This is a genomic window from Bartonella sp. SL317 (assembly GCF_059687655.1).
Genome location: NZ_CM185144.1, coordinates 336,369 through 358,027, shown reverse-complemented (window position 1 = coordinate 358,027; position 21,659 = coordinate 336,369). Strand labels below are relative to the sequence as shown.

Sequence of the window (21,659 nt, the reverse complement as noted above, 5' to 3'; positions counted from 1 at the left end):
GAGTGTTGTTAAATGATCAAAGACATTTTGTTTTATCTCTTGGGAAAGTTTTATCAGCCCTGTTTTGCTGTATAGATTTCGTTGAAATAGTATCCTTCCGGATTTATCAGCCATTTCACTGTAAGGATATTGGTTTTTTCTACGCTGTTTTGAGAAATATCAAGCATTTCAGAATGGAAGTTTTCCTTACCATAGGCGCTTATAAAATTTTCTTCAGCCAATATTGTTTTTGTGTGCACCATTTTGCCAATAGTGCTGTCTCCTTGAGCTGTATGGAATTTCATAAAACAGAGTTTTCCTAATATGAATGAAATGTAACGGAAGAGAGATCGAGAAAAATGGTGTTTAATTTTTAACGCAAGCTTATCGAATAATATGCATTTTGCACGTGTTCATGGGGCAGCATAGTGCACAGCAAATCTCTCTACGGAAGATTTCACGGCATTCCTTAATGCTGGATGACGTTCTAATTCTAGATAGGAACATGACATACTATCAATATAAGTTTCCTCTGATTGAGCAATAATACTGCGTCCTGATGTTCGCGTAAATTGTGAGATCATTGAGATTTTGAACCCCCATCTCCCCTTGATGATTTTGACTACATCTCATTTTTTTTGATAACCAATTGATATCCCGCATTTTTGCTTCTCCCATGAAACTTTTACAAAGAGAGTGGATGTATTTCTATGGATTGTCAACTTATGAATTGGATGAGTGATGTATTTTATGTTTTTTTAGGGGACGGTTATTCATTATTTTAAAGTGTTGGAGAAAAACGATTGCGTTCACGACTATTTTTAGATTTCCTTTTAGCGTATGCGTTGATATTTGCCGGCATGGCGTTTAAAAAATCCTCTCTCAACGAGAGTGCGTCGTAATCTTGCAAAATCTATCGTGAAGAGGGTGCATATCTTGGAGACTTCCGTTTCGCTATAGATTTTATCCCTTTGAAAGGCTTGGGCAATTTTGGGCAGCATCTCTTCTGTTTCTAAATGGCGGTCGCTTAAATTTTCCCTCTCTCGCTCATGTTTATCTTCTAGCATTTTCCAGAGCGTCTCTTCTGCTTGAAATCCTACTGTTGTGTTTTGAATAAGACCAAGATTCAAAAGACGATTGATCGATTTGTGAATGGTTTTTGCATCATAATCGACATGTTTTAGGATATCAGAAAGATTTTTCGCACCAAGGATAATGGCGGCGTAAACAGCGCGCAGTGTTGGTGAGGTCATGGCAGAAATCACTGAATTGCGGGTGCTGCGTTTTTGAAGGCTTTCTTTTCCCATGGGTAAAAGATCATTGCGAAGAGGATGCTCGTTGATTTCAATGAGTTCTGCTTGGAGCGATTGTGTGCGGAAAATTTGCTCAGCAGGGGTGCGTTTGCGAATAATCCCCAGACCACTTTGACGATATTTGTGGTTTTCGGGCAGTGTTAAAGCCTCATAGGTTCCATCAAGCCGGTAGAGAATTTCTTCCCACAAAGGGGTTCTCACACGGCGCACCCGTTGTTCTCCATCGAGAGCAACGGTCATGGTTGGTTCATGTAAGCAGAGATAACCACCAGGTGTAATATGTTCCCAAAGTGTGGTAACAAATCGCACATTATCTGCGGGTGTTCCAGCATCAAGCCAAGCAAAATCTATGGGGCCCCAAGATTTAAGCGTTTCATCATCAAGAGAGAAGAAATTCTCATGGATAAATGTTACGGTGTCTTTTTCAATGTTGTCGTCTTGGAGCAATTTTTGCCATGCTTCTTCAGCTGATTGACCTTCTGCTGAAAAATCATCAATGGTGATCAATTGTGGTTGATAATTTTCAAGGAAGCCTGAAGGATCAAGCAAAGCTGTACGTTCTTCCCAAGTGGAGGATTCTAAAAGCTTTTTATCCTGTTGCCATGCTTGTTTTGCTTTTTGCAGTGCTTTAGCAATAAAGCGTGTGCTATCCCCCGCACCGATTTCAAGAACGGTGCGCGGTCTTGCCATTTGAATGAGCGTACAAGTGAGTTCAATACTGTTTTCTGTTTCCATACTAGGTTTTATCAGGGGCATTTCTTTATCCTTATCCTTATCCTTTTACCAAGCGCAGCATTCCTGCTTTGATAAAAAATGTTATTGTTGGTTCTATGGGGTGTTGGAGATCTATTGCTGTTGTGGTTTTTTGCAAGAGAGGTTTGGTTCTTTTCATTGAGCCGGATTGTGTCTCTGTTGAGTTGATGAACGGCAAGGGTACCAAGAGGAAAATTAATACGATATGTTGGTTTTCGTAAAAGAGCCGTTGCATGATCTGGTGAAAAGGTTTGTGGGTCTGTTTGAATGAGACCGTATTGCAACAAGGATATCAGAAGATTGTCCTCGTTAAAAAGGCAACCATTGAATTTGATTTTTTTCAAGGTTTGAACGGAACAGCCATTATGAAGCGCTGTAAAGGTTAGCAAATCAAATCCGCCAAAAGCTTTGTTTTTGGTAGAAACAACGGTGATAGGCTGTATTTGACGTTTGCCAATGAGTGCTGGTTTATTTTTTATGCTCTGTATATCCTTTGTCCATTGAACGTGTGCGAGGGGGGCTAATTTGCGTGGGTAGACGGCAAAAGAATGAATGGTTATGGGCCGTGTGGTTTTTTGTAAGGCAAGAGTGTGGATGTTTTCATGCAAGTCATGTTGCATGGTGTCAGCCAGTTGCCATACATAACCACCTGTTCCGTGGTAAAAATTTAAGCCTATAGGATCTTGTTGCATGATGTTATTGGTTTTTGTTTTAAAGTCCCCATATTGCTGCGGGAATAGTTGTTTTCTGCTCCACACGGAGTGGTTTATCAAAATCTTACATTGTTTGTTCTGGGGTTGCTGTGGAGACTGTTCTGGGCTTTCATGGGAGAAGACAATGATGTGATTGGGATTTTATTAGGATGTGATCGGGTGGTGATTGTCATGTCCTTGTTTGGCATGGTTTATTTTATGGGAAAGATGGCAAAGTTTGTTAGGCATTATTCCATTCCTTTTTTTGCAGAGTGCTGTTTATGATACAGCCTAATATGCCGGTGATCATGGTGGCGATACTAATGATAAGGAGTGTGGATTGGGTGTTATGGTGTACATGAACAAAACCTGCACTGATAAAACCAATGCATACGGCTGTTTGTATGATGAAGATATAGGCGGGCATTTGGCTGTTTCGTTGTTCTTTTGGAATAGCTTTCATCATAAAATTTGCCATAAGGGTATTTTGCACACCGTTGGCTGATCCACGGATGAAAGATGATAACAGCATTAGCCATATAAGCGGTGTTAAGGATAAACAGAAAATACCAAAGCCAATGGTTGCGGCAGCTAGGGATGCACCAGCAGCATTGCCAAGGCGGTGAAAAAGGCTGGAAAAGCAGAGAGGCCCCACTACGAGGCCGAGGCTGGCCATGCTGCTGATCATTCCATAAGTTTGTGCGCTGAAGGATAGCTCGGTGCGGATGCGGACAATGAGCACTACGCTTAGAATAGAAGTGAGGATGATGGTGATGATGAGGGGGGCAAGAGCATAGACAACATTTTTTTTACGTAAGAGCCCTGTTAAATCTAGGCCTTTTTTTGTTTGTTGTTTTGGGGGTGTTGTTGGCACAGGTGTTTTTAAACTTTTAAAACAGTATGTGGTGATCAAGGCGGCACAGAAAACCATGAGGGACAGTGCAAAGAGCCCTTTTTGTCCGTTTGATAGACCATACAATGCACTCCCCAACAGTGGTCCGGCAACATAGCCAAGATTACGAACTGTTTGGATAATACGATTGATACGGTCTAATTGCTGATCATTGTTTGCGAAGTCAGGTACTGCAACAAGGATAGAAGACCAAAAGAGTGAACCAGCACAGCCCAGTGCAAAAGAAAGGGCAATATAAGACCAAAACTGGTTAGCGATTGCGGCTGTGGCTACGAATATTGCTTGAAAAAATAAAATAAGGGGAACTGTTCGTGCAGGTTTGAAGAGATGCAAAAGGTATGGGGCAATGGGTCCTGCACAAATTCCCCCGATAAATCCTGCTAAAAGAAGAATTGAAATGGAGAAGGTATTTTTTGCTAAATGCAGGATAAGAGTGATTTGAACCGTTTCATCAGCAAAGCTGCTAAGTCCTAAAATGAGGAAAAGTCCTATTTGGGAAAAAATCATGGATTTTTTCTTTATCACAATGCTTCTCCCCAAGACGATAAAGTTACGTTTTTTTCCTATATGTTCATGATATATCACAGGTTTTCGCTTTGTTCTTATTTTTTCCGATATGTTGGCAAAGGAAGTTGAACATTATCCTATTGTTTTTTTTGTAGAGCGCTGTTTACAATAAAGCCTAATATGCCGGTGATCATGGTGGCAATGCCGATGATAAGGAGTGTGGATTGGGTATGGTGCACTTTTACAAAACCTGCACTGATAAAACCAATGCATACAGCTGTTTGTATGATGAAGATATAGGCAGGCATTTGATTGTTTCGTTGTTCTTTGGGAATAGCTTTCATCATAAAACTTGCCATGAGGGCATTTTGCACACCGTTGGCACTCCCAAGGATAAAAAAGGACAGCATCATCAGCCATATAAGCGGTGTTAAGGAAAAACAGAAAATCGATAAGCCAATGGTTGCAGCAGCCAGTGAGGCACCGGCAGCATTGCCAAGGCGGTGAAAAAGGCTGGAAAAACACAGTGGACCGACCACAAGGCCAAGACTTAACATGCTTGTGATTATTCCATAGGTTTGTGCACTAAACTGTAGCTCGGTGCGGATGCGGACAATCGACAACACATTGAGAGCGGAGGTGAGAATGATGGTGATGATGAGGGGGCAAAGAGCATAGACAACATTTTTCTTACGCAAGAGCCCTATTAAATCTAGTCCTTTTTTTGTCTGTTGTTTTGGAGGCGTTGTTGTTGGTGCAGGTGTTTTTAAACTTTTAAAACAGTATGTGGTGATCAAGGCGGCACAGAAAACCATGAGGGACAGTGCAAAGAGCCCTTTTTGTCCGTTTGATAGACCATATAATACACCTCCAAGCAGTGGTCCGGCAATATAGCCAAGATTACGAACTGTTTGGATAATGCGATTGATGCGGTCTAATTGCTGATCATTTTTTGCCAATTCAGGTACCGCAACAAGGATAGCAGACCAAAAGATTGAACCCGCACAGCCTAGGGCAAAAGAAAGGGCAATATAAGCCCAAAACTGGTTAGCGATTGCGGCTGTGGCTATGAAAAGTGCTTCAAACAATAAAACAACCGTGATTGTGTGCGCTGACTGAAAGCGATGCAAAAGACGCGGGGCAATGGGGCCTGCACAAATGGCTCCGATAAGCCCTGCAAAAAGCAGCATGGAAATGGAGGCTGTACTTTCTGCCAAGTTTAAAGCAAAGGTCACTTGAGCCGTTTCATCGGCAAAGCTGCTAAATCCCAAAATGAGGAAAAGTCCTATTTGGGCGAAAATTATAGATTTTTTCTTTGTCACAACGCTCCCCAAAACGATAAAGCTTTTACGGCTTTTAAAACTTCTCCCTGCCTGTGGTGGTATGGTATATCAGGTAGGTTTGCGCTGTCTAGTTTTTTCCTCGTGATGAAGTTGAGATAAGAGATCTTTCTTATTGTCTTATTATACAAAAAGCTTCTCAAATCGGTGTAAAAAAAGCTGCACAGATTTGTACAGCTTTTTAAGTATTTGTTTTTTTAAGCGAGAAATTTTAAAGCTTAAAACTATCCTTACGGCTTCTGTAACCATAATAACCACAAATGCTTGAAATAAAAGCACCTATCAGACTGCCTAAAAAACCCCACCAGCCCATTTTGGAGGCTGTGTTTGTGACTTTTGTGGCGGTATTTTTAGCGCCCTTGATGGTATCTTCAAGATTATCAGAAAGGGTTTCAGCTCGTTCTTCAAGCACTTTTATTGCTTTTGTCGTTTTTTCCTCTGCACTTTGATAAAGTTGAACGGCACGGTTGACTGCGGTTTGGGCATCTGAACGGCTCATACCATCTTTTATGAGAGCATTGATGATATCGTTTTTATCAAACTTTGCTGTCAAATCTTCTACGCGATCAGAAAGGCGTTCTTCTAGATTTTTAAAGGTCGTGCGATAATTCGAAGGATCCTTTTTGAAAGCGGTTATTGCAGAACCAATATCGTTGAGCGCAGCCTGATAGGAGGTTTTTAAGCGCTCTGGGTTTAGGGCAGGAATGTCACTTTTATTGAGAAGGGTGCGCAATTCATTGCCAAGTTGGTCAAAATTAATCCCATTGTCATTTTTTGTTGTAAAAAACTTTGTAAAATCCTCACTGTTTAATTTTGTAAGCAAGGGAGAAATATTTGTTTTGAAACTGTCTATGGTCTTTTCGATCATAGAACTGTTTTGTAGGGTAGCTTTTGCTCCTATTTTTGCTGTACTTGAAACCACGTGAATGGCTTGGAGGGCCATCAGCAGTGTTATGAGAGCCCAGGTTAAGAAACCATGAAGAGCCCCAGAGATTTCAGCAAAACGCCCCGCCACAAAGCCTCCTAAAGCAAGGCTTATCAGCATAACGATAAGGGAGCCTATGCCCATTGAGAGGAAAGAGCCTTCAAAAGGGGAGGAGGAGGTAAAGTCCATTTGGCTTAATCCTAAGGCTCCTACCAGAAAAGAGAGGCAGATTGAGACAGCAAGCGCTGTAACCAGTCCAGCAAAAATGGCGGACCATGAAATGGGTGTTTGAAAAAAAGGATACTCTGTCTCTAGGGATGTTTTGCCTAGAAAATTCGTATCAAAAGGTGTGTTTTCAGGAATACGGGTTTCCATGTTTTATCTCCTTGAATATGCTGGAGATACAATGTCTTATTGTCCATTATGTTCCAAAAGTGGATGGAGAGGTGCAAAAAATGCATAAGAAAAACGCTTCAATATTTTATGAGAGAAAAAATATTAAACTAAACAACTCTAAAGAATTTAATCTATGCTTGAGAAAAGATATATTCGTGTGATCATTGTATTTCTTATGAGACAAAATAGTTTTTAATGACACCTTGTGTCGAGAGAGAGGGAAAAGCTGTTCCGAGCGATTGCTATTGCTGGTGTTGTAGGCTGTGGGGCTTTGTGCAGGGCTGCAAGATCTCAATTATCTGCTCAGGTTTTTTTATATTTTTGGGCCTCTTAGGGGGAAAATCAAAGCAATATATATCATAAAAAGATTTATTGGCTTTTGAAGTTTTTGTTTAGAGCTCTTTATGAAGAATTTTGTTGAGCGTCCAAGGTGCAAAGAGATGAAACGTCTTTTATATCATGAGCTGGTTGCGCAAAATGATGTCATAGGCCTCAGCTCCTGAGGGATTATTTTGTGTGAAGGTACCATATTTATAATGTTTATTTGAATTGATGCATTAGAAGGGTTAGGCACTGTTCTTTGTGTATAGTTGCTACAGACTTCTTCTTTTGTGTCTTTTATATCCTGTGTTTCAAATTTATCTTTATAAAAACTGTTTTTGAATTTTTCTGATATGTTGTTGCTGAAAATACAGATATGCGTCACTTTTTCTATGTGTATTTTGAGGTTCTTTAGTTCGTGGGGAAAACTTTTGAGACAGTTTGTGAATGGATTTTTCAAAGCTGTTTTCAGCTTGTTACGGATGCTGCTCATTGTGTTGCGCACTGCTTTTACTGAAGAGTCCAAAATATCTTTAATATTTGAAAAGTCATGCTTATCACATTTGTTGATCATATCCTAAGATTATCCTTAAAAACAGGCAATTATTTCTATTATTTGCTTGATCCCTTCCTTTTTGCTTATCACTTCTTTAGTCTTTAACTTTTGCGCGCCGTAAACTGATCTTGCGTATATGTTTTTTTCTTCAGTTTTAAGAACGCCCCGTAACGGAATACAGGTTATTTCTTTTATGTACATTCACAACTTCTATGGGTAAATTAAATATATTAATTTATAAATATATCATATTTACCAATAACTTATACAGTTTTTGGATTTTTTTTATCTTAAGTGAGGCGTTTCAAAATATATTGGGTTGTGAGGTGGTGTGTAGAGATGTCCTTATATTCTATAAGCTGACAGAGTTAAATTCTTTACAATAATAATTTATGTTGATAGGGTCCCTTTAAGCTGTTTGGGGTATTTATACCATAGCGATTTTAGGGGTGGAGACGTGAAAGATTGTTTTTCTGCTGTATGTTTTATCAATCAATTTTGATAAATATTGTAGGGCAACTTTTATGGATCTTGTATGGATAGTGTATAGAAAGTAGGATTATTGCTGTGGAGAGAGATTGTGCTTTTGCTTATGATTGCAATGAAAAAACAGCGGAAAATTGCGGAAAAGTGGGTATAAAGAAAAGCTTATTCATGGGTTGATTTTTTTATATGTAAAACATGTAGAATAGAGTTTTATTTATTAAAAGAATAATAGAAATTTTATTCCATAAGGTAAAATAATAACACTTTTAATTGTGATTATTTATCTATATAAGAAAAATATCATTATATTTGTTATTTTTAACTCAATAATATTTAATCTCTAAATTTAAAAGTGTGGTTTTATTTATGGATCGTAAATATACTTTACCATTTATTATACTTATTGTATGTTTATCGACTGGGGGATTGATCTCTACAGATATTTTTTTACCAGCTCTGGGAGATATGCGTCAATATTATCACGTGACACAATCTCAAATTCAAAGTGCGGTGGCTGTTTTTTTGTTTGCATTGGCACTTGGACAGCTCATTTATGGACCACTGAGTGATAGTTTTGGGCGTAAAAAAACACTTCTATTGGGCTTATTCTTGTGGTTATTCACAACACTGGGGGTGATTTATACGGTTCATATTCACGCTTTTCTTGTCTTACGTTTTTTGCAAGGTCTTGGTGCTTGTGCAGGCCTTGTCTTAAGTCGTGCGATTGTCAACGATTTGTTGGATAAACAAGCATCAGGAAAACTTTATTTGATTGTTTTTCCTTTTATTGGCATGTCGCCAGCACTTGCTCCTTTTATTGGGGGACTTTTAATACAAATTTTTCATTGGCAAGCGACTTTTATCTTTTTAAGCTTTTTTATATTTTTGACCATTTTGCTGTGTTGTTTTGTGTTAACCGAAACGCTGCCACCCCAAAAGCGACAGGATTTTTCTCCCCTAGGTTTTATGAAGGGATGTATGGGGGTTCTCAAAAATAAACAATTTATTTTTTATGCACTTATTCCGAGTTTTTCTTACGCGGCTTATTTTGCTTATATTGTGGAATCGCCTTTTTTGCTGACGACTTTAGGTTTATCACCGATACACATTAGTTATAGCTATATTGGTGTCTCTGTGCCCTATATTTTAGGAAATTTTTTAGCACGATGGTTTTTCGAACGCGAGGCGATGGAAAAAACGATATGTCGAGGATACATTATTTTTGTTATAGGCGGTGTGCTCTTTGCTTTGCAAATGTATGTAAGTCCATGGCCGCTTGTGACAAGTTTTATGGCTATTGCTGTTCTTACTTTTGGCAATGGTTTTTTATTGCCTTTAGGGACAGCGTTGGCTATTTCATCGCACCCACAAGCTGCTGGAGCTGCCTCTGGTGTTATGGGCTCTTTGCAATTAGGAAGTGCAGCGCTTAGTGCGGCGGTTATCGGAAAAATCTCTGGTCATAGTCCAAGGGTTATGGCAACATTGTTGGCAATATGCTGCGTTATTGGTTTTATCATTTATATCCAAAAAGCGCGTGATTTTATGAGTTCAGAAACAAGCTGAGTTAAGGCATAAAAAGAGCCTATTATGCGGAAATGTTTTTAATGTTTTCATAAATGGGCTGTTTGTTATTGAATAAATTTTTGCTATGAAGTTAGTTGATTGCGCGAATTTAAAATTTGTCATAAGCTTCGTATGAATGAGACAAATTGATTGCTATGGGGGATTTTATGGGGAAAAAGTTTCAGCATCTTGGTATTTTCATTATATTGATATTGCAGGGGAAGAGCTTTGACTCTCATGTGTGCTTTGAAACAAGGGGATACATTGATTAATGAGTCTTTCTGTTGTTATTCTTTCTCCTGTCATGCCTGTTTGGGATCGGGGTGTTTTTTGTTCTCCATTGACAAAGCTATGCTTGAGAAAAGGATTTCAAGTGACGCTGTTGGATACACTTTCTCTTTTTCCTAAGAGGGACCATTCTTCCAATCATTCTACTGTTGAAACTTTATCTTTTATGACAGCAAAACTGGAAAACTATTTGCAAAAGCCTACGGTGCTTGTGGGATTTTCTATGGCAGGCATGTTGGTGCAAATATTAGCCGCAAGGCTTCCTAATGTTCAAGCGGTGCTTGCTCTTAATGCACCAGGTTATCCAGATAAGCTTTTACAACAGCGCTTTGGAGATATTCTGGCTTGCTTAGAAAATAATGATTTGTCGGGGGCTTTAGAGATACTGAGTGGTTTTATGCACCCTCGTGGCGTTATAAAAAAACGCGTTGCCTTAAAAATTCCAGAAGATCAAAAAAGCATGGCTATTGAACGGATGACAAGAGGATTTAAACTGTTATTGGCCATGGATGCTCGAGATGAGATTGTTCAATATAAGGGTAAGTTTTTAGCGTTGGTGGGGGAAAAATCGCAACTTGCAACGGTTGATAATCAAACAAAAAGCCCCTGTGTTAATCATGAATATCGGACTATTTCTGGTGCTGCTACGCGTTTGTGGGAGGATAATCCTCTCATGACGAATGCTGTTATTAGCCAATGGATGGAGGGATTATGAAAAAGAAAGTGCTTGTGCTTCCTGGTGATGGTGTGGGACCAGAAATCTGTGATGCTGCATTGATGGTCTTAGAGCCATTTCAGTTGCCTATAGAATTTACTTATGGTGAGATCGGTTGGAAATGTTGGAAACAAGAGGGAGATTCCGTTCCACAAGAAACTTGGCAAAAAATAACAGAAAGTGATGCATTTTTACTTGGTGCTGTGACAGACAAAGGAAAAGAAACGGCTTTAAAAGAACTGGCACCGCATTTGAGAGAGAAAAACCTTAGCTATATTTCTCCTATAGTTCAGCTTCGCCAAAAGTTAGGTTTGTTTGCTAATATACGCCCGATAAGATATATCTTTGGCCCCAAAAAACCTTTTCAGTTTTGTGTTATTAGCGAAATGGCGGAAGATTTTTCTTCTGGGGTCGATTTTCGGGAGATCACGCCTGAAATATCTGCTTGGTTAAAATATCCCCATTTAAAAAAATATAGTCTCAAAAAAGCTGCATGGACATTCCGTTTACAAACACGTTTTGGTTTGGAGCGGTTATTTGAATACGCTTTTTCTTATGCACGCAGAGGTGGGTTTGGGCGGGTTACTTTTGCTGATAAGCCCGATATGATGCGAGAAAGTGGACAATTTGCTCAGAAATTTTTTAAGCAAATCGCGCAAAACTATCCAGAAATTACAGCAGATATTCAGGATGTTGATGCGGTTGCTTTGTCGATTGCTACAAAACCAGAGCAGTTTGGGGTGATTGTTACTGAAAACATGTTTGGCAATATTCTCTCTGATCTTGCCGCTGGCGTGATGGGTGGATTGGAGTTTGCTTCTTGCGTAAATGTGGGAAACCAGATTGCTTGTTTTAAACCTGCTCATGGAAGCCTACCACACATTGCTGGACAGAATAAAGCAAACCCTTCTGCGATGTTTTATACCACGGCTTTACTGTTAGAGCATTTAGGCTTTTACGAGGAAGCACAACAATTATCTTACAGTGTGGATCGGGTTATCCGTAGCGGAAAAACAGTTCCTTATGATCTAGGAGGCAATGCTTCACCGCGTCAAATGGCTGAAGTTGTCCGCAATTCTCTAAAACATTCCGTTTATCGTGCTGCCATTATCACCGTTGGTGATGAACTTCTTTCAGGACAATATTTGAATACGAATTTACAGGATTTAAGCCAAAGCTTGGAAAAAAGAAATATTCAAGTCACGCGTCATTTTGTTTGTGCAGATCAATTACAACAAATCAGTGAGACGGTCGTTTCTTGTCTTGGACAAGAAGATCTTATCGTGATCAGTGGGGGATTGGGACCTACCTCTGATGATAAAACACGCGATGGGGTTGCTCAAGCTGTAAGGCAACCTTTGGTGCATCATGAAGATGTTTGGCAAACCATCAAAGGTCAATTGGAGCGGTTAAAGATTGCACCGGATAGTCATAATGCGCGTCAAGCCTTGTTTCCCAAGACAGCAACAGTGCTTGATAATCCTACGGGTACAGCACCAGGATTTTACCTTTCTTGTGATGAAAGTACGTTGGTTGTTTTGCCTGGCCCTCCCTCACAGGCTCTTGCCCTTTTGGAGGATTATTTACAGCAAAATGCAAACAAATATTCTTCGCTATCGCGTGCGCAGTATGCATGGACTTTGATTGGAATTGATGAAAGTACCCTTGCGCATTGGGTTGATCGTCATTTCGCCAATGCGCCCTTTGAACGCCATTTTTTATGGAAAAGTCCTTATGTGTTGGTGCAATTGGTTGGTCAGTCATCCACCCCCTTGGACCAACATTTAATCGAAGAATTTGAAAATCATTTTCGCTCCTATTTGGTTGGGGCAGAAGTAACCACAGCGTCTCAACAACTTGCAAAATACGCAAAAGTGCATTGGTTGATCCATGATCAACATCTTTTAAAATATTTTAAACCCATAGAACAAAGTACCAAAGATGTTCCACAGATGGAGGTTGAAGTGAGCCTATCACCTTCCATCGAGATTTTAGAACAACAGCAGGAAAACCTTGGGCATGCTACGATGACTGTAAAGATAAAAGGCTATGACGGTGATCATATTCCTTTTGCCTATACGCGACCGCTTTTAAGTGTCGTCTTACAAGAATATGCCGCTTGGTTAGTTTTAAAAAGGGTTTTGTCAACGCAAAAATAAAAATCATATTCTGTAGAGACATAAAAAACATTGTTCCAATTATAGCATTTTCTGAAACATTAATTGGAACATTAAAGAGAAGTCTGTTTTGATCTCTTATTGCATGCGACAAAAGACTCTTAAGTAATCTCATACAAGGATATCCGTTTTTTGCTCATCAATTTTGTAAGTTAGGGTGTAAACCATGCGAGATACATGTTTTGAGTTTCGTTTTTTCATATCATTCGACAGACTATTTTGAGCAAGAAAACTGCGAGAATGTAGAAAACAAAAAACATTGCGCAACAGAAGGTGTGCTTGTTCAATGTTGCCGATCATCCTTTAGGCTTGTAAGATGGTTCATGAAAAGGCATTTTTATTCCCTATCATTAATAGTTTTTACCCCCATGCCAGCCCTGCTTTAGATGTGGAAGCCAAGTGATTTTGATTGATTTCCAGTGATTGTGATTAATTTTAAGATAAACAGATTTGAAATGATTAGAATCTTAAGATATTCGGGATTCTCATTTAATATGAATAACGCTATATTATTATAATAAATCAAAGTGTTATTATAAAGTGTTGTCAATAGTTCTTGATAACTTCAGAAAGTAATGGTGTAAAAACACAAGAAGAACGTCTATTGACACAAAAGCTTTGCAAATTTTATTTGCAAATAATATGCCCATGAAGCGCTGATTGCCAATATAGGCTGTTTCGTTAGCTGTCAATAAATTGTTGCAAGGCTTTATAAGACTTTATTCCTTATGCTTTTATGTGTCGATTACACGATGGTTAGGGGCTTTGGGGGGGGGGTGATATTTCTCAATTTCATAACAAGAACAGCTATTTTGTCTGTAAGACGTGAAAATTTAAGACGTCATCATTTTACACTTTTATTTTTTTCGATTGATCATTTGGAGAATTTATTTGGAAAAATATTGGATGGGGTATGTTTATAGGTGCTGTCAAAAACATTTTATGTGCGTTTAGAGCAAAATAAAAATGTGTTTTGATTGTTGAGAAGAGGGGGATGTTTTAGATGAACAAATTTTGGGCATAATTCTCATTATCTAAATAAGAAGTTCATTGCAATTCTTTCAACAGTTCATGTCCTCTCTGTTGTGATGTGCGGTGGTTTTTGAAGCAAAAAAGAAAGGGCTTTTATGTATCGGATTGATTACAACAGTTATCGTTCTGTCAAAAGTTTTAATCGTCGTGTTCGTTTTCTTATTATGCATTATACGGCTATTAATTTTAAAGAATCGATTATGGCACTTACAGGAGAAAAGGTGAGTGCACACTATCTTGTTCCAGATCCCTCAGAGCAGACATATCGTGAGTCTGGGTTTAAGGATATGCGTATCTTTAATCTGGTGGATGAAAACGAGCGTGCGTGGCATGCTGGAGTAAGTTCATGGGCAGGACGGAATAACATCAATGATACGTCTATTGGGATTGAAATTGTTAATTTAGCGACTGGCTGCTCTAAGTCTTCAGAAGAGGGGGGAGTTGGGAAGGGGACGCACGTCTTAAAATCCGTTAATGATGAAAATGGATCACAGGTTAATGTTGGTTTAGTAGATCATCATAATGAGATGTTGAATTTTCCTCCCTATAATCCAGTACAAATTGATGCCGTTAAAGAGCTTGCATTGAATATTCTTCAACGTTATCCCGATATTATGCCAACGGATGTTGTGGGGCATAGTGATATTGCCATTGGCAGAAAAAGTGATCCGGGAGCTGCTTTCCCGTGGAAAGAACTTTATGAGGCTGGGATAGGGGCATGGTATGATGATGAAACAAAGAATCGCTATCAAGAACAGTTCTCTAAAAGTCTTCCGTCCAAAGAGGAAGCTTTGGAAAAGCTAAAATGTTATGGGTATGATATTTCAGTTGCCTGTACTGACATGGGATATAAAAATTTAATCCGCGCTTTTCAACTTCATTTTCGTCAAGAAAATTATGATGGGATTCTTGATGTTGAAACAGCGGCAATTCTTTATGCATTGATTGATAAATATTTCTCATAAATTCAATTTGTTTGAATTAAAAGATATTTTATGGAGACATGTGGAGATTTTTTGTTTCTTAAAAGAATGTTCCTTTTGCTGATTAGCTTCATATAAAAAAGAGCTTTATCGTTTTAAAAATCGTATGAAGGGCATAAGGCGTTTTTTAGGAAAGGAAACGTAGGATTTTACAGAAAACTTTATGATTTGCAGAGATTAAGTTTTGCTGTTTTTTATATTCTGTTTTCTTTAAAAATGTCCAAAGTTAAGATGTCGTGTATAATGAGGCATTCTGCTTATGCAAAGATAGAATGCCTCCAACGACATGAATTTCTATTGTATGTTTACCTGTTTATTTTAAAAAATATTTTTCGATGTGTGTTACGCACGTATTTTATGAATGGCATTCGTAAAGAATATAAAATCACTTTTGTGAAGAGTGTTGTCTATCGATACTGTCATCTTTATACTTCATAAAAGAGCAAGGGGAGGCCATTATAGATTTTGCGCGCTCTTAAATGTTGTTACAGTTTTTAACGCTTGAAAGCTTTTATTATAGATATTTATCGTTCTTTCTTATCCAATTTTTATTCATATGGATGCTTGCTTGTGGCGTGCAAGAAAGTGATTTTGATTGATTCAATATGGAAGAGATTTGAAATGAGAAAACCCTACGGTATTTAGGTTTTTCATTCAAGTTGAATAACAATGAATTATCATTATCAATCAATATCCTATTGAGGGTGTTCTGTCTGTTTTTAATGTCGTATTCTATTATGCCATAAAACACCATCACTGAAGGGGCTTATATCGGGATATAAAAAATATAACACTTCATTCTTCAGTATTTAAAAAATAGAGCGTGGAAAATGTTCAGGATGGGGTTTGTCTTTAGGGTCTTATGCTTATGTAAGTGAATCATCAGGAATCTAAAAAAATGGATTCTTAAGAGCGATTGAATTGTTTACAAACTGATGTAGGTAGACGTTCTCGTTTTTTGAGCGAAGAGGATGAGGAGAGCGTTATTCCATGCCGTTAAGCTGGCTCTTCAGGATAAAACTTCTTCGAGAAGATTATATCTTAAATGACCAAGGGTAAGATATAAATGATAAAAGAAAGCTCATTTTGAAATAAGAGGAAGGGGAACGCTTTAAAGAGCAAGGAAAAAAGTGTTTGAATTGCTGAATAAATCCCGCGTAAAGCTGTTTTTATCCAGCACGTTAAAGTTTATTTTACCCCGAATATTTTTATGAAACTGAATTTTTTATCAGAAAGATTAAGAAAATAAGTATCAGAAAAAGAGGCTAATGATATGTGATTTTAAAAATAAAAACTGGCAACGAATGTTGCCAGTTTTTTTAATGTAGCGTTATAGAATTAGAATGAACGCTGTAAACGGATCATACCTTGGAAAGCATTTTTCCCATTAAGGAAATGTTTATCATTATTATCTTCAACTTTCATAATGCGGTCATCATTCCAAGAAACATAGGTCAATTCAGGGGTAATCACAAGTCCTGGAACCAATGTGTATGCAATATTAACAGACGTTGCAAAGGTTTTTACAGCACTATAAGAAACTTGAGCATTCAAATCTACTTTTGGTGTGAGTTTGTAAGTAGCACCCGCCCAAGCAGCCCATTTGCCGCCCCAGTTTGCATAGATCGTTGTGCTTCTGCGTGATAATTCATCATTTGCATTGGCTGTGTAGTAATCAACACCATTTTTATAGCCCGCCATTACCCATAGGTTGAAACGATCGTTAACATTGAAATCTGCACGGATTTTTGCAGCCCACTTTTTGTAGTAAGCATCATAGGCAGCAACGGCTGAAAAACCACCCCATTTTTGCATAAACTTTATACCCAAAACCACATTGGGTGTGTAGTTTTTAATTGATTTACTTGGAAGAGTATCGGTCGTGAGAGGAACAAGTTTACCATCTTTATAAATATATTGGCCTGAGAAACTGTCTTTCTCTGGTATTCCAGGAAGTTCATCTGCATTATTGCCTATTTCAGCGCCGATAATAGCAGAAAATCCGGAAGAACCATTAAAGGTATAGGAAATAAAATTGGTGCGTGTTGTGCCGGCAGGCGCTATGGTGTCATCATTGAGAACATTTCCATAACCACCAACCCAAGTGTTGAAAATAGTATCATCAAGACCTACACGGAAACCACCCAATTCAATGTAAGCGGCTGAAAGTCTTGCACCAGCTTTATTGGTACCATTCCCCCAGCTTGAAAAAATTCTTGCATATGAACGAAGGGTTCCCATTTCTGTTTCAGAAGCAGCTTGAAAAACAAGGGTGAGCCGTGATGATGCTCCATAGGTTTTTCTTTTATTATTTTTTAGTTCATCTTCGGTGGTTGCATCGATATTATCACCACCGATAAAATCAGTACGAACATTTCCTGATAAACGCATGCAGGTCTCTGTTCCAGGGATATAGAAATATCCTTTTCCGTAGGCATCACAAACGCGAATATATTCTACAGGTTCTGGTTCGGGTACAAGGGTTGAAGCAGCGTGTGCTCCGGAAATTGCCAAAAAAGCCGCTGTAGAGCTTAAAAAGAGCGATTTAATATTCATATGGGATCTCCGAGGTCCGTTTTTTTAAGTTTAATCTTTTCTTAAAGAGAACTCTTTGTCTAATAAGAGAATTTCTTTGCCTAATGCATTAAAGACAAAGTAAAACACGCGATACTTATTACTCTAGCTATACTAATCTTCTTAGAGTTTCAAATATGAAATTACTTTTTTGTAATGTATCCATGTACTATTCTAAAGAATGTGGTAAAAAAGACACAATTTTTGTTTTGTTAACTTTCTTCTCTCTATGGAATTAATAATAAGGAAAAAATTCAAATATTTGGGAAAAAAATCGAAAATGTCTTGAACTTTCTGTTGATACCATTTATGCAACTCCTTGGAGAGGTGGCCGAGTGGTCGAAGGCGCTCCCCTGCTAAGGGAGTAGGGCTCAAAAGGCTCTCGAGAGTTCGAATCTCTTCCTCTCCGCCATTATGCAGAACCGTTATGCAGAAAAAATAGTATTCAAAAAAACAGGATATTTATAAAGGCTAGGAAGTCTTTCTTCCCTTAACTTATTTTTTATCTACTCCGAACTTTTTGTCGTTTTTCATGGTTTCTGTGGCTAAATGTTGATGATTTGTTTTCTTTGTTTTAAGAAATGTCGTATTATCTTCAGTCTTGCCAAACAATGTTTTCATTCGCAAAATTAAGGGTTTACAGGAGAAGCGCGTAGAGCTGCTTGCTTTTTCATACCTGCGGCTTTGCTATATTTCATAAAATAAGTAGTAAACACTTGTTTCTAAGGGTAGAAAAATTAAAGTGAAATCAATCGGGGATGTTTTAATCCTCCATAGATTTTATGCAAATCGCCATACCAATTTATCTTTATGCCAATTTATATAAAAGGAGCATGATTTCGTGAAAAAAAACGTGCGAGAAAGTTAAAGGGGGTGCAAAATTTCGAATGCTTTTGTTGCTATCAAGGAAAGCAAAACTCACTGTTGTATTACATTGATGTTTTAGCCTTTTGAGCGAAGAATTGCTGAAAGACTTTTATGAATAGCTGAAACGGCATGAATATGGGAAATAGCACGAATGCCGATAAAAATTAAGCAGATATAAAGAGAGATGTGTTCGGGAGGTTATTTGAAATAAGTGTTTTATATCCATATATTTCTCCAATCTATTGAGGCATGTTTGTTGTTTGATGATGTTGTTTTCTAAGCTTTTGCTTTTTCTACGGCAGGTCAAATTGATATCGGCTTTTAATACAACAGTATATGTTAAGATGAATCTTTAAGGCGTTTGATTGTTTTAACCGTTGTATCTGCTCTTATGGGTCAAATAGGGGAGAAAATATTGTAACTTGTTAGAGAATGATTTTTAAAAAAAATGGGAAAATCATTTCATATTTTAAAAAATATGAAAGCGACAAAGAGAGAAATCAGTCTTTATCTTTATCATCGCCTTAATGAACCCAGCTTTATAATTTTTCCCAATCTTTAACAGTCGTGTTTGTTTAGTAATGGAGATTATGGGCTTTTTGCTTTTGTCTATCCCGTTTGGGATTACGCTGAAGAATGCAAAACAGAATATTCGAATGTTACCAATGTATGTGTTGTTTTGAAAGAGATATCTCTCAACGCTCCCAAGCTTATTTTGCAATATGGTATAAAATGCAAAAGCTTTTGTGAATTATAGAAAGTGAGCATATCATTTTGAGACTTGTTAAGAAACAAGGTGGCATATCTATACTCATTTCCATGTTGCATAGGCTTTGTCTATGAGTATTCATAACAGGTCTCTTTCCTTTCTCAATTGTTTTTACCCAACAGAAAAATGGTCAAAAATATAACAAAGCTTAAAAAGAAAAGAACCGCCTGCCGATGAAAAGCTTGTATAAAAAGTCCACAATGAAGAAGTGCAAGTGCTGACGACATTTCAATAAAAGGAAAAACAATCAGATATGTTTTTTTCGTTTATGATGTGCAAACAAAAGATTTTGATTATTTCAACATAAAACAGATGTGAAAAAAATCTTACAATGTTTGAGTGCGGTATATTATCTATAAAACGATTGCTGTATGGATGTATTCTATTGAAATCCCGAGTTATCAAAGGTCTCAAGAAACCTAAATCTCTTTGAGAGAAAATCTTTAAAAAACATCGTCGATGATAATTTTATGGTTTTCCTCTTATCAGGACTTTTGAGAGTGTTTCATCCATTTCATGACGATTACACCACATAAGAAAAAAGTAAAGGTTGGTAATATGAGGTAAGAAGAGGGAGAAACGTTTGCAGGAAGAAAAGAAATAATACTTAATACGGTGATTGAAAATATTCTTCCGCTAAAAGAGACCGCACCAACAATACCGGAAATATGTTGCCTTTGTGTTTGATTCAGTTCTGAGAAAAATAAGCTTTTTGCTCCTATCGGTACCGTGCAAATAAATCCATGGATTAAAGAGAAGGCAATAACTGATGCAGCTGTGTGATTGCTATGAACGAAAAAATAAAGCGCGATGCACATCAGAGAAGAAAAGAAGGAAAAATATTTGATAGAGTTCTTATATTTTTTATCAAGAACATGATATTTTGCCATTAGTAAATTTGAAAAATACTGTGCTGAAAAGGCACCAATATGACAGCACATAAGGACCAACATTTGCGAACCATTAAGGTGAGCAATTTTTTCCCCCTTGCCAAGGATAATTGGTTGCCAGAAATGATAAATAATCTGAATTCCAGCGCTAAAAAGACACATGAGGAAAATAAACCATGCGCCTCCCACGGTGTTTTGAAAGATCCACAGGGTTTCTTTGGCATTGTGCAAGATTGTTTTTGTTTTATGTGTTTCAATCGTTGTTTTCTTTTCTTCAGGAACAATAAGGAAGATCAAAAAAATAATTCCCATCATGAGGCATGAGAGAATATATCCCATAAAATATTGTCCAGAATAATAGATCGTTCCAATGCCTACAATCCCACTGAAAATGCTCCCGAAAGAGTTCACTTGGTGATAAAGATGAGCATAATGCGAAAAGTGATCATGTTGATCACCAAGAGAATGGTAAATCCAGCCGTCAATTGCACTGACAATGATGCAAATGCCGGCAGCATAGAGAATTTGCGCGATAATAAGCGCTGTCATATTGGGGGCTTGAAGACAGAGAAGATAAAATATTCCGGTCATAAAGACGCCAGCTATTACGGAATATTTACGTCGATATCTGTCTGCTAAAACAGCACAAGGAAAATCAAGCAGCAGAATGGTTGTGGAAAAGACAACTTGAAGCAGCGCCAGTTGCGCAAGACTAACTCCCATCGACATTAAAAAAATCGCATGGTAAACACCAATGAGCATACGTACGGCATTATAGGAGCCATAGGTGAGAGCAAGGGTACGCGGTCTGTTCATTTATGTTATTCCACAAACCTTACAGTGAGGATTTTTCTTTAGAGAATGTTCTTCTATGAAGAGTTGGTTGCTCCATATTCCTACACGACGATTAGTGGAAAGAAGGTTGCCATAACCACCCAAAAATTTCAGAGCATCATTGGCACACATGGCGGCTGAAAGAGCATTCACAGGAAGAAATATAGCTACTTTGAAGTTATTATTAATCGTAACACAAGCGCCATAAATAAGAGGGTCGCTTTTTTCCGGAAGATTGCCTATAGATGAGCCACATGCATCATAATCAGTTTGTCTAGATATATAAAATGGACCAAAGATAGCTATAAAATGGACATAACCGAATATAGCATGAACATAACCGGAATTTATAGAGGCTTGTTTATTCTTTACGCACCATTCATTGATCCGTAATCCTCGCTGATTAGGTGAAACAGCAGAAATGATCCATAAATCAGTTTTGGATAATTTTTTGATATCCTCTTTTTCGATAATCAACATTTGTAATCCCCCCTTCTTTCTGACTGATTTTTCTTATCAATTTACATTTACAAAAACAATTGCTTTTCAGAATCTTTCTCTTTTATTTAGTAAAAAATTATCTTGTAAGGTTCGTCATTTCAATTACATCATTAATAAAAGACAATTTTCCATGCATTAGAGGCTGTATTCCCATGCATTAGAGGATGTAAGTATTGCTGATCCATAATTATCAATTCCACCGCAACCTAAAACGACGATACTTTTTTGAAAAAAATACGCTAAAAGCAGGATCAATGCATCGCATAACTTTGATGATAGAGATGA

15 protein-coding genes and 1 tRNA gene are annotated in these 21,659 nt (G+C 37.8%); 5 read left to right on the top strand and 11 right to left on the bottom strand.

Going from position 1 to position 21,659, the window contains the following annotated elements:
* Positions 1-53: 53 nt before the first annotated feature.
* The 8 genes from AC6ER9_RS01725 to AC6ER9_RS01690 form a co-directional block, all read right to left on the bottom strand.
* Positions 54-284, bottom strand: a complete 231-nt coding sequence (locus AC6ER9_RS01725; protein WP_497074730.1) for a hypothetical protein — start codon at positions 282-284, stop codon at positions 54-56.
* A gap of 108 nt (positions 285-392) precedes the next feature.
* Positions 393-563, bottom strand: a complete 171-nt coding sequence (locus tag AC6ER9_RS01720; RefSeq protein ID WP_497074729.1) for a hypothetical protein — start codon at positions 561-563, stop codon at positions 393-395.
* A gap of 249 nt (positions 564-812) precedes the next feature.
* On the bottom strand, positions 813-2,048 hold the full coding sequence (locus tag AC6ER9_RS01715; RefSeq protein ID WP_497074728.1) for a DUF2087 domain-containing protein: 1,236 nt from the start codon (positions 2,046-2,048) through the stop codon (positions 813-815).
* Positions 2,039-2,737, bottom strand: a complete 699-nt coding sequence (locus AC6ER9_RS01710) for a hypothetical protein (protein WP_497074727.1) — start codon at positions 2,735-2,737, stop codon at positions 2,039-2,041. Before AC6ER9_RS01710 ends, AC6ER9_RS01715 begins: the two co-directional genes overlap by 10 nt.
* A gap of 241 nt (positions 2,738-2,978) precedes the next feature.
* Positions 2,979-4,175 (bottom strand): MFS transporter, encoded by a 1,197-nt coding sequence (locus AC6ER9_RS01705; protein ID WP_497074726.1) that lies wholly within the window; start codon positions 4,173-4,175, stop codon positions 2,979-2,981.
* A 119-nt stretch (positions 4,176-4,294) separates the two neighbouring features.
* A complete protein-coding gene (locus AC6ER9_RS01700; RefSeq protein ID WP_497074725.1) occupies positions 4,295-5,479 on the bottom strand; it encodes an MFS transporter in 1,185 nt (394 codons plus the stop codon).
* A gap of 229 nt (positions 5,480-5,708) precedes the next feature.
* Positions 5,709-6,797 (bottom strand): DUF3792 domain-containing protein, encoded by a 1,089-nt coding sequence (locus AC6ER9_RS01695; protein WP_497074724.1) that lies wholly within the window; start codon positions 6,795-6,797, stop codon positions 5,709-5,711.
* Positions 6,798-7,275: 478 nt separating this feature from the next.
* Positions 7,276-7,713, bottom strand: a complete 438-nt coding sequence (locus AC6ER9_RS01690; protein WP_497074723.1) for a hypothetical protein — start codon at positions 7,711-7,713, stop codon at positions 7,276-7,278.
* Positions 7,714-8,547: 834 nt separating this feature from the next.
* On the opposite strand from AC6ER9_RS01690, the gene AC6ER9_RS01685 reads away from it, so the two are divergent.
* The 4 genes from AC6ER9_RS01685 (at position 8,548) to AC6ER9_RS01670 (ending at position 14,921) form a co-directional block, all read left to right on the top strand.
* Positions 8,548-9,744 carry a multidrug effflux MFS transporter gene (locus tag AC6ER9_RS01685; RefSeq protein ID WP_497074722.1) on the top strand — a complete coding sequence of 399 codons (1,197 nt, stop codon included), beginning with the start codon at positions 8,548-8,550 and terminating at the stop codon, positions 9,742-9,744.
* A 271-nt stretch (positions 9,745-10,015) separates the two neighbouring features.
* Entirely contained in the window at positions 10,016-10,747 is a 732-nt protein-coding gene (locus AC6ER9_RS01680; RefSeq protein ID WP_497074721.1) for an alpha/beta hydrolase family protein, read from the top strand.
* A complete protein-coding gene (locus AC6ER9_RS01675; protein ID WP_497074720.1) occupies positions 10,744-12,906 on the top strand; it encodes an isocitrate/isopropylmalate family dehydrogenase in 2,163 nt (720 codons plus the stop codon). Before AC6ER9_RS01680 ends, AC6ER9_RS01675 begins: the two co-directional genes overlap by 4 nt.
* 1,145 nt (positions 12,907-14,051) lie before the next feature.
* The gene (locus tag AC6ER9_RS01670; RefSeq protein ID WP_497074719.1) at positions 14,052-14,921 is read left to right on the top strand and encodes an N-acetylmuramoyl-L-alanine amidase; all 870 of its coding nucleotides are present in this window, start codon (positions 14,052-14,054) and stop codon (positions 14,919-14,921) included.
* A 1,356-nt stretch (positions 14,922-16,277) separates the two neighbouring features.
* Here the strand turns inward: AC6ER9_RS01670 and AC6ER9_RS01665 are convergent.
* On the bottom strand, positions 16,278-17,495 hold the full coding sequence (locus AC6ER9_RS01665) for a porin (protein WP_497074718.1): 1,218 nt from the start codon (positions 17,493-17,495) through the stop codon (positions 16,278-16,280).
* Between the two features lie 339 nt (positions 17,496-17,834).
* Here AC6ER9_RS01665 and AC6ER9_RS01660 point away from each other — a divergent pair.
* Positions 17,835-17,925, top strand: a tRNA-Ser gene (locus tag AC6ER9_RS01660).
* 1,709 nt (positions 17,926-19,634) lie between these two features.
* Here AC6ER9_RS01660 and AC6ER9_RS01655 read toward each other — a convergent pair.
* Both AC6ER9_RS01655 and AC6ER9_RS01650 read right to left on the bottom strand, forming a co-directional pair.
* Entirely contained in the window at positions 19,635-20,855 is a 1,221-nt protein-coding gene (locus AC6ER9_RS01655; RefSeq protein ID WP_497074717.1) for an MFS transporter, read from the bottom strand.
* A complete protein-coding gene (locus AC6ER9_RS01650; protein WP_497074716.1) occupies positions 20,856-21,353 on the bottom strand; it encodes a hypothetical protein in 498 nt (165 codons plus the stop codon).
* Between the last annotated feature and the right edge of the window lie 306 nt (positions 21,354-21,659).

Coding starts and splice junctions, on each gene's coding strand:
- AC6ER9_RS01685 (WP_497074722.1), top strand. CDS start 8,548: ATGGATCGTAAATATACTTTACCATTTATTATACTTATTGTATGTTTA.
- AC6ER9_RS01715 (WP_497074728.1), bottom strand. CDS start 2,048: ATGCCCCTGATAAAACCTAGTATGGAAACAGAAAACAGTATTGAACTC.
- AC6ER9_RS01695 (WP_497074724.1), bottom strand. CDS start 6,797: ATGGAAACCCGTATTCCTGAAAACACACCTTTTGATACGAATTTTCTA.
- AC6ER9_RS01710 (WP_497074727.1), bottom strand. CDS start 2,737: ATGCAACAAGATCCTATAGGCTTAAATTTTTACCACGGAACAGGTGGT.
- AC6ER9_RS01725 (WP_497074730.1), bottom strand. CDS start 284: ATGAAATTCCATACAGCTCAAGGAGACAGCACTATTGGCAAAATGGTG.
- AC6ER9_RS01680 (WP_497074721.1), top strand. CDS start 10,016: ATGAGTCTTTCTGTTGTTATTCTTTCTCCTGTCATGCCTGTTTGGGAT.
- AC6ER9_RS01655 (WP_497074717.1), bottom strand. CDS start 20,855: ATGAACAGACCGCGTACCCTTGCTCTCACCTATGGCTCCTATAATGCC.
- AC6ER9_RS01675 (WP_497074720.1), top strand. CDS start 10,744: ATGAAAAAGAAAGTGCTTGTGCTTCCTGGTGATGGTGTGGGACCAGAA.
- AC6ER9_RS01670 (WP_497074719.1), top strand. CDS start 14,052: ATGTATCGGATTGATTACAACAGTTATCGTTCTGTCAAAAGTTTTAAT.
- AC6ER9_RS01650 (WP_497074716.1), bottom strand. CDS start 21,353: ATGTTGATTATCGAAAAAGAGGATATCAAAAAATTATCCAAAACTGAT.
- AC6ER9_RS01665 (WP_497074718.1), bottom strand. CDS start 17,495: ATGAATATTAAATCGCTCTTTTTAAGCTCTACAGCGGCTTTTTTGGCA.
- AC6ER9_RS01720 (WP_497074729.1), bottom strand. CDS start 563: ATGATCTCACAATTTACGCGAACATCAGGACGCAGTATTATTGCTCAA.
- AC6ER9_RS01690 (WP_497074723.1), bottom strand. CDS start 7,713: ATGATCAACAAATGTGATAAGCATGACTTTTCAAATATTAAAGATATT.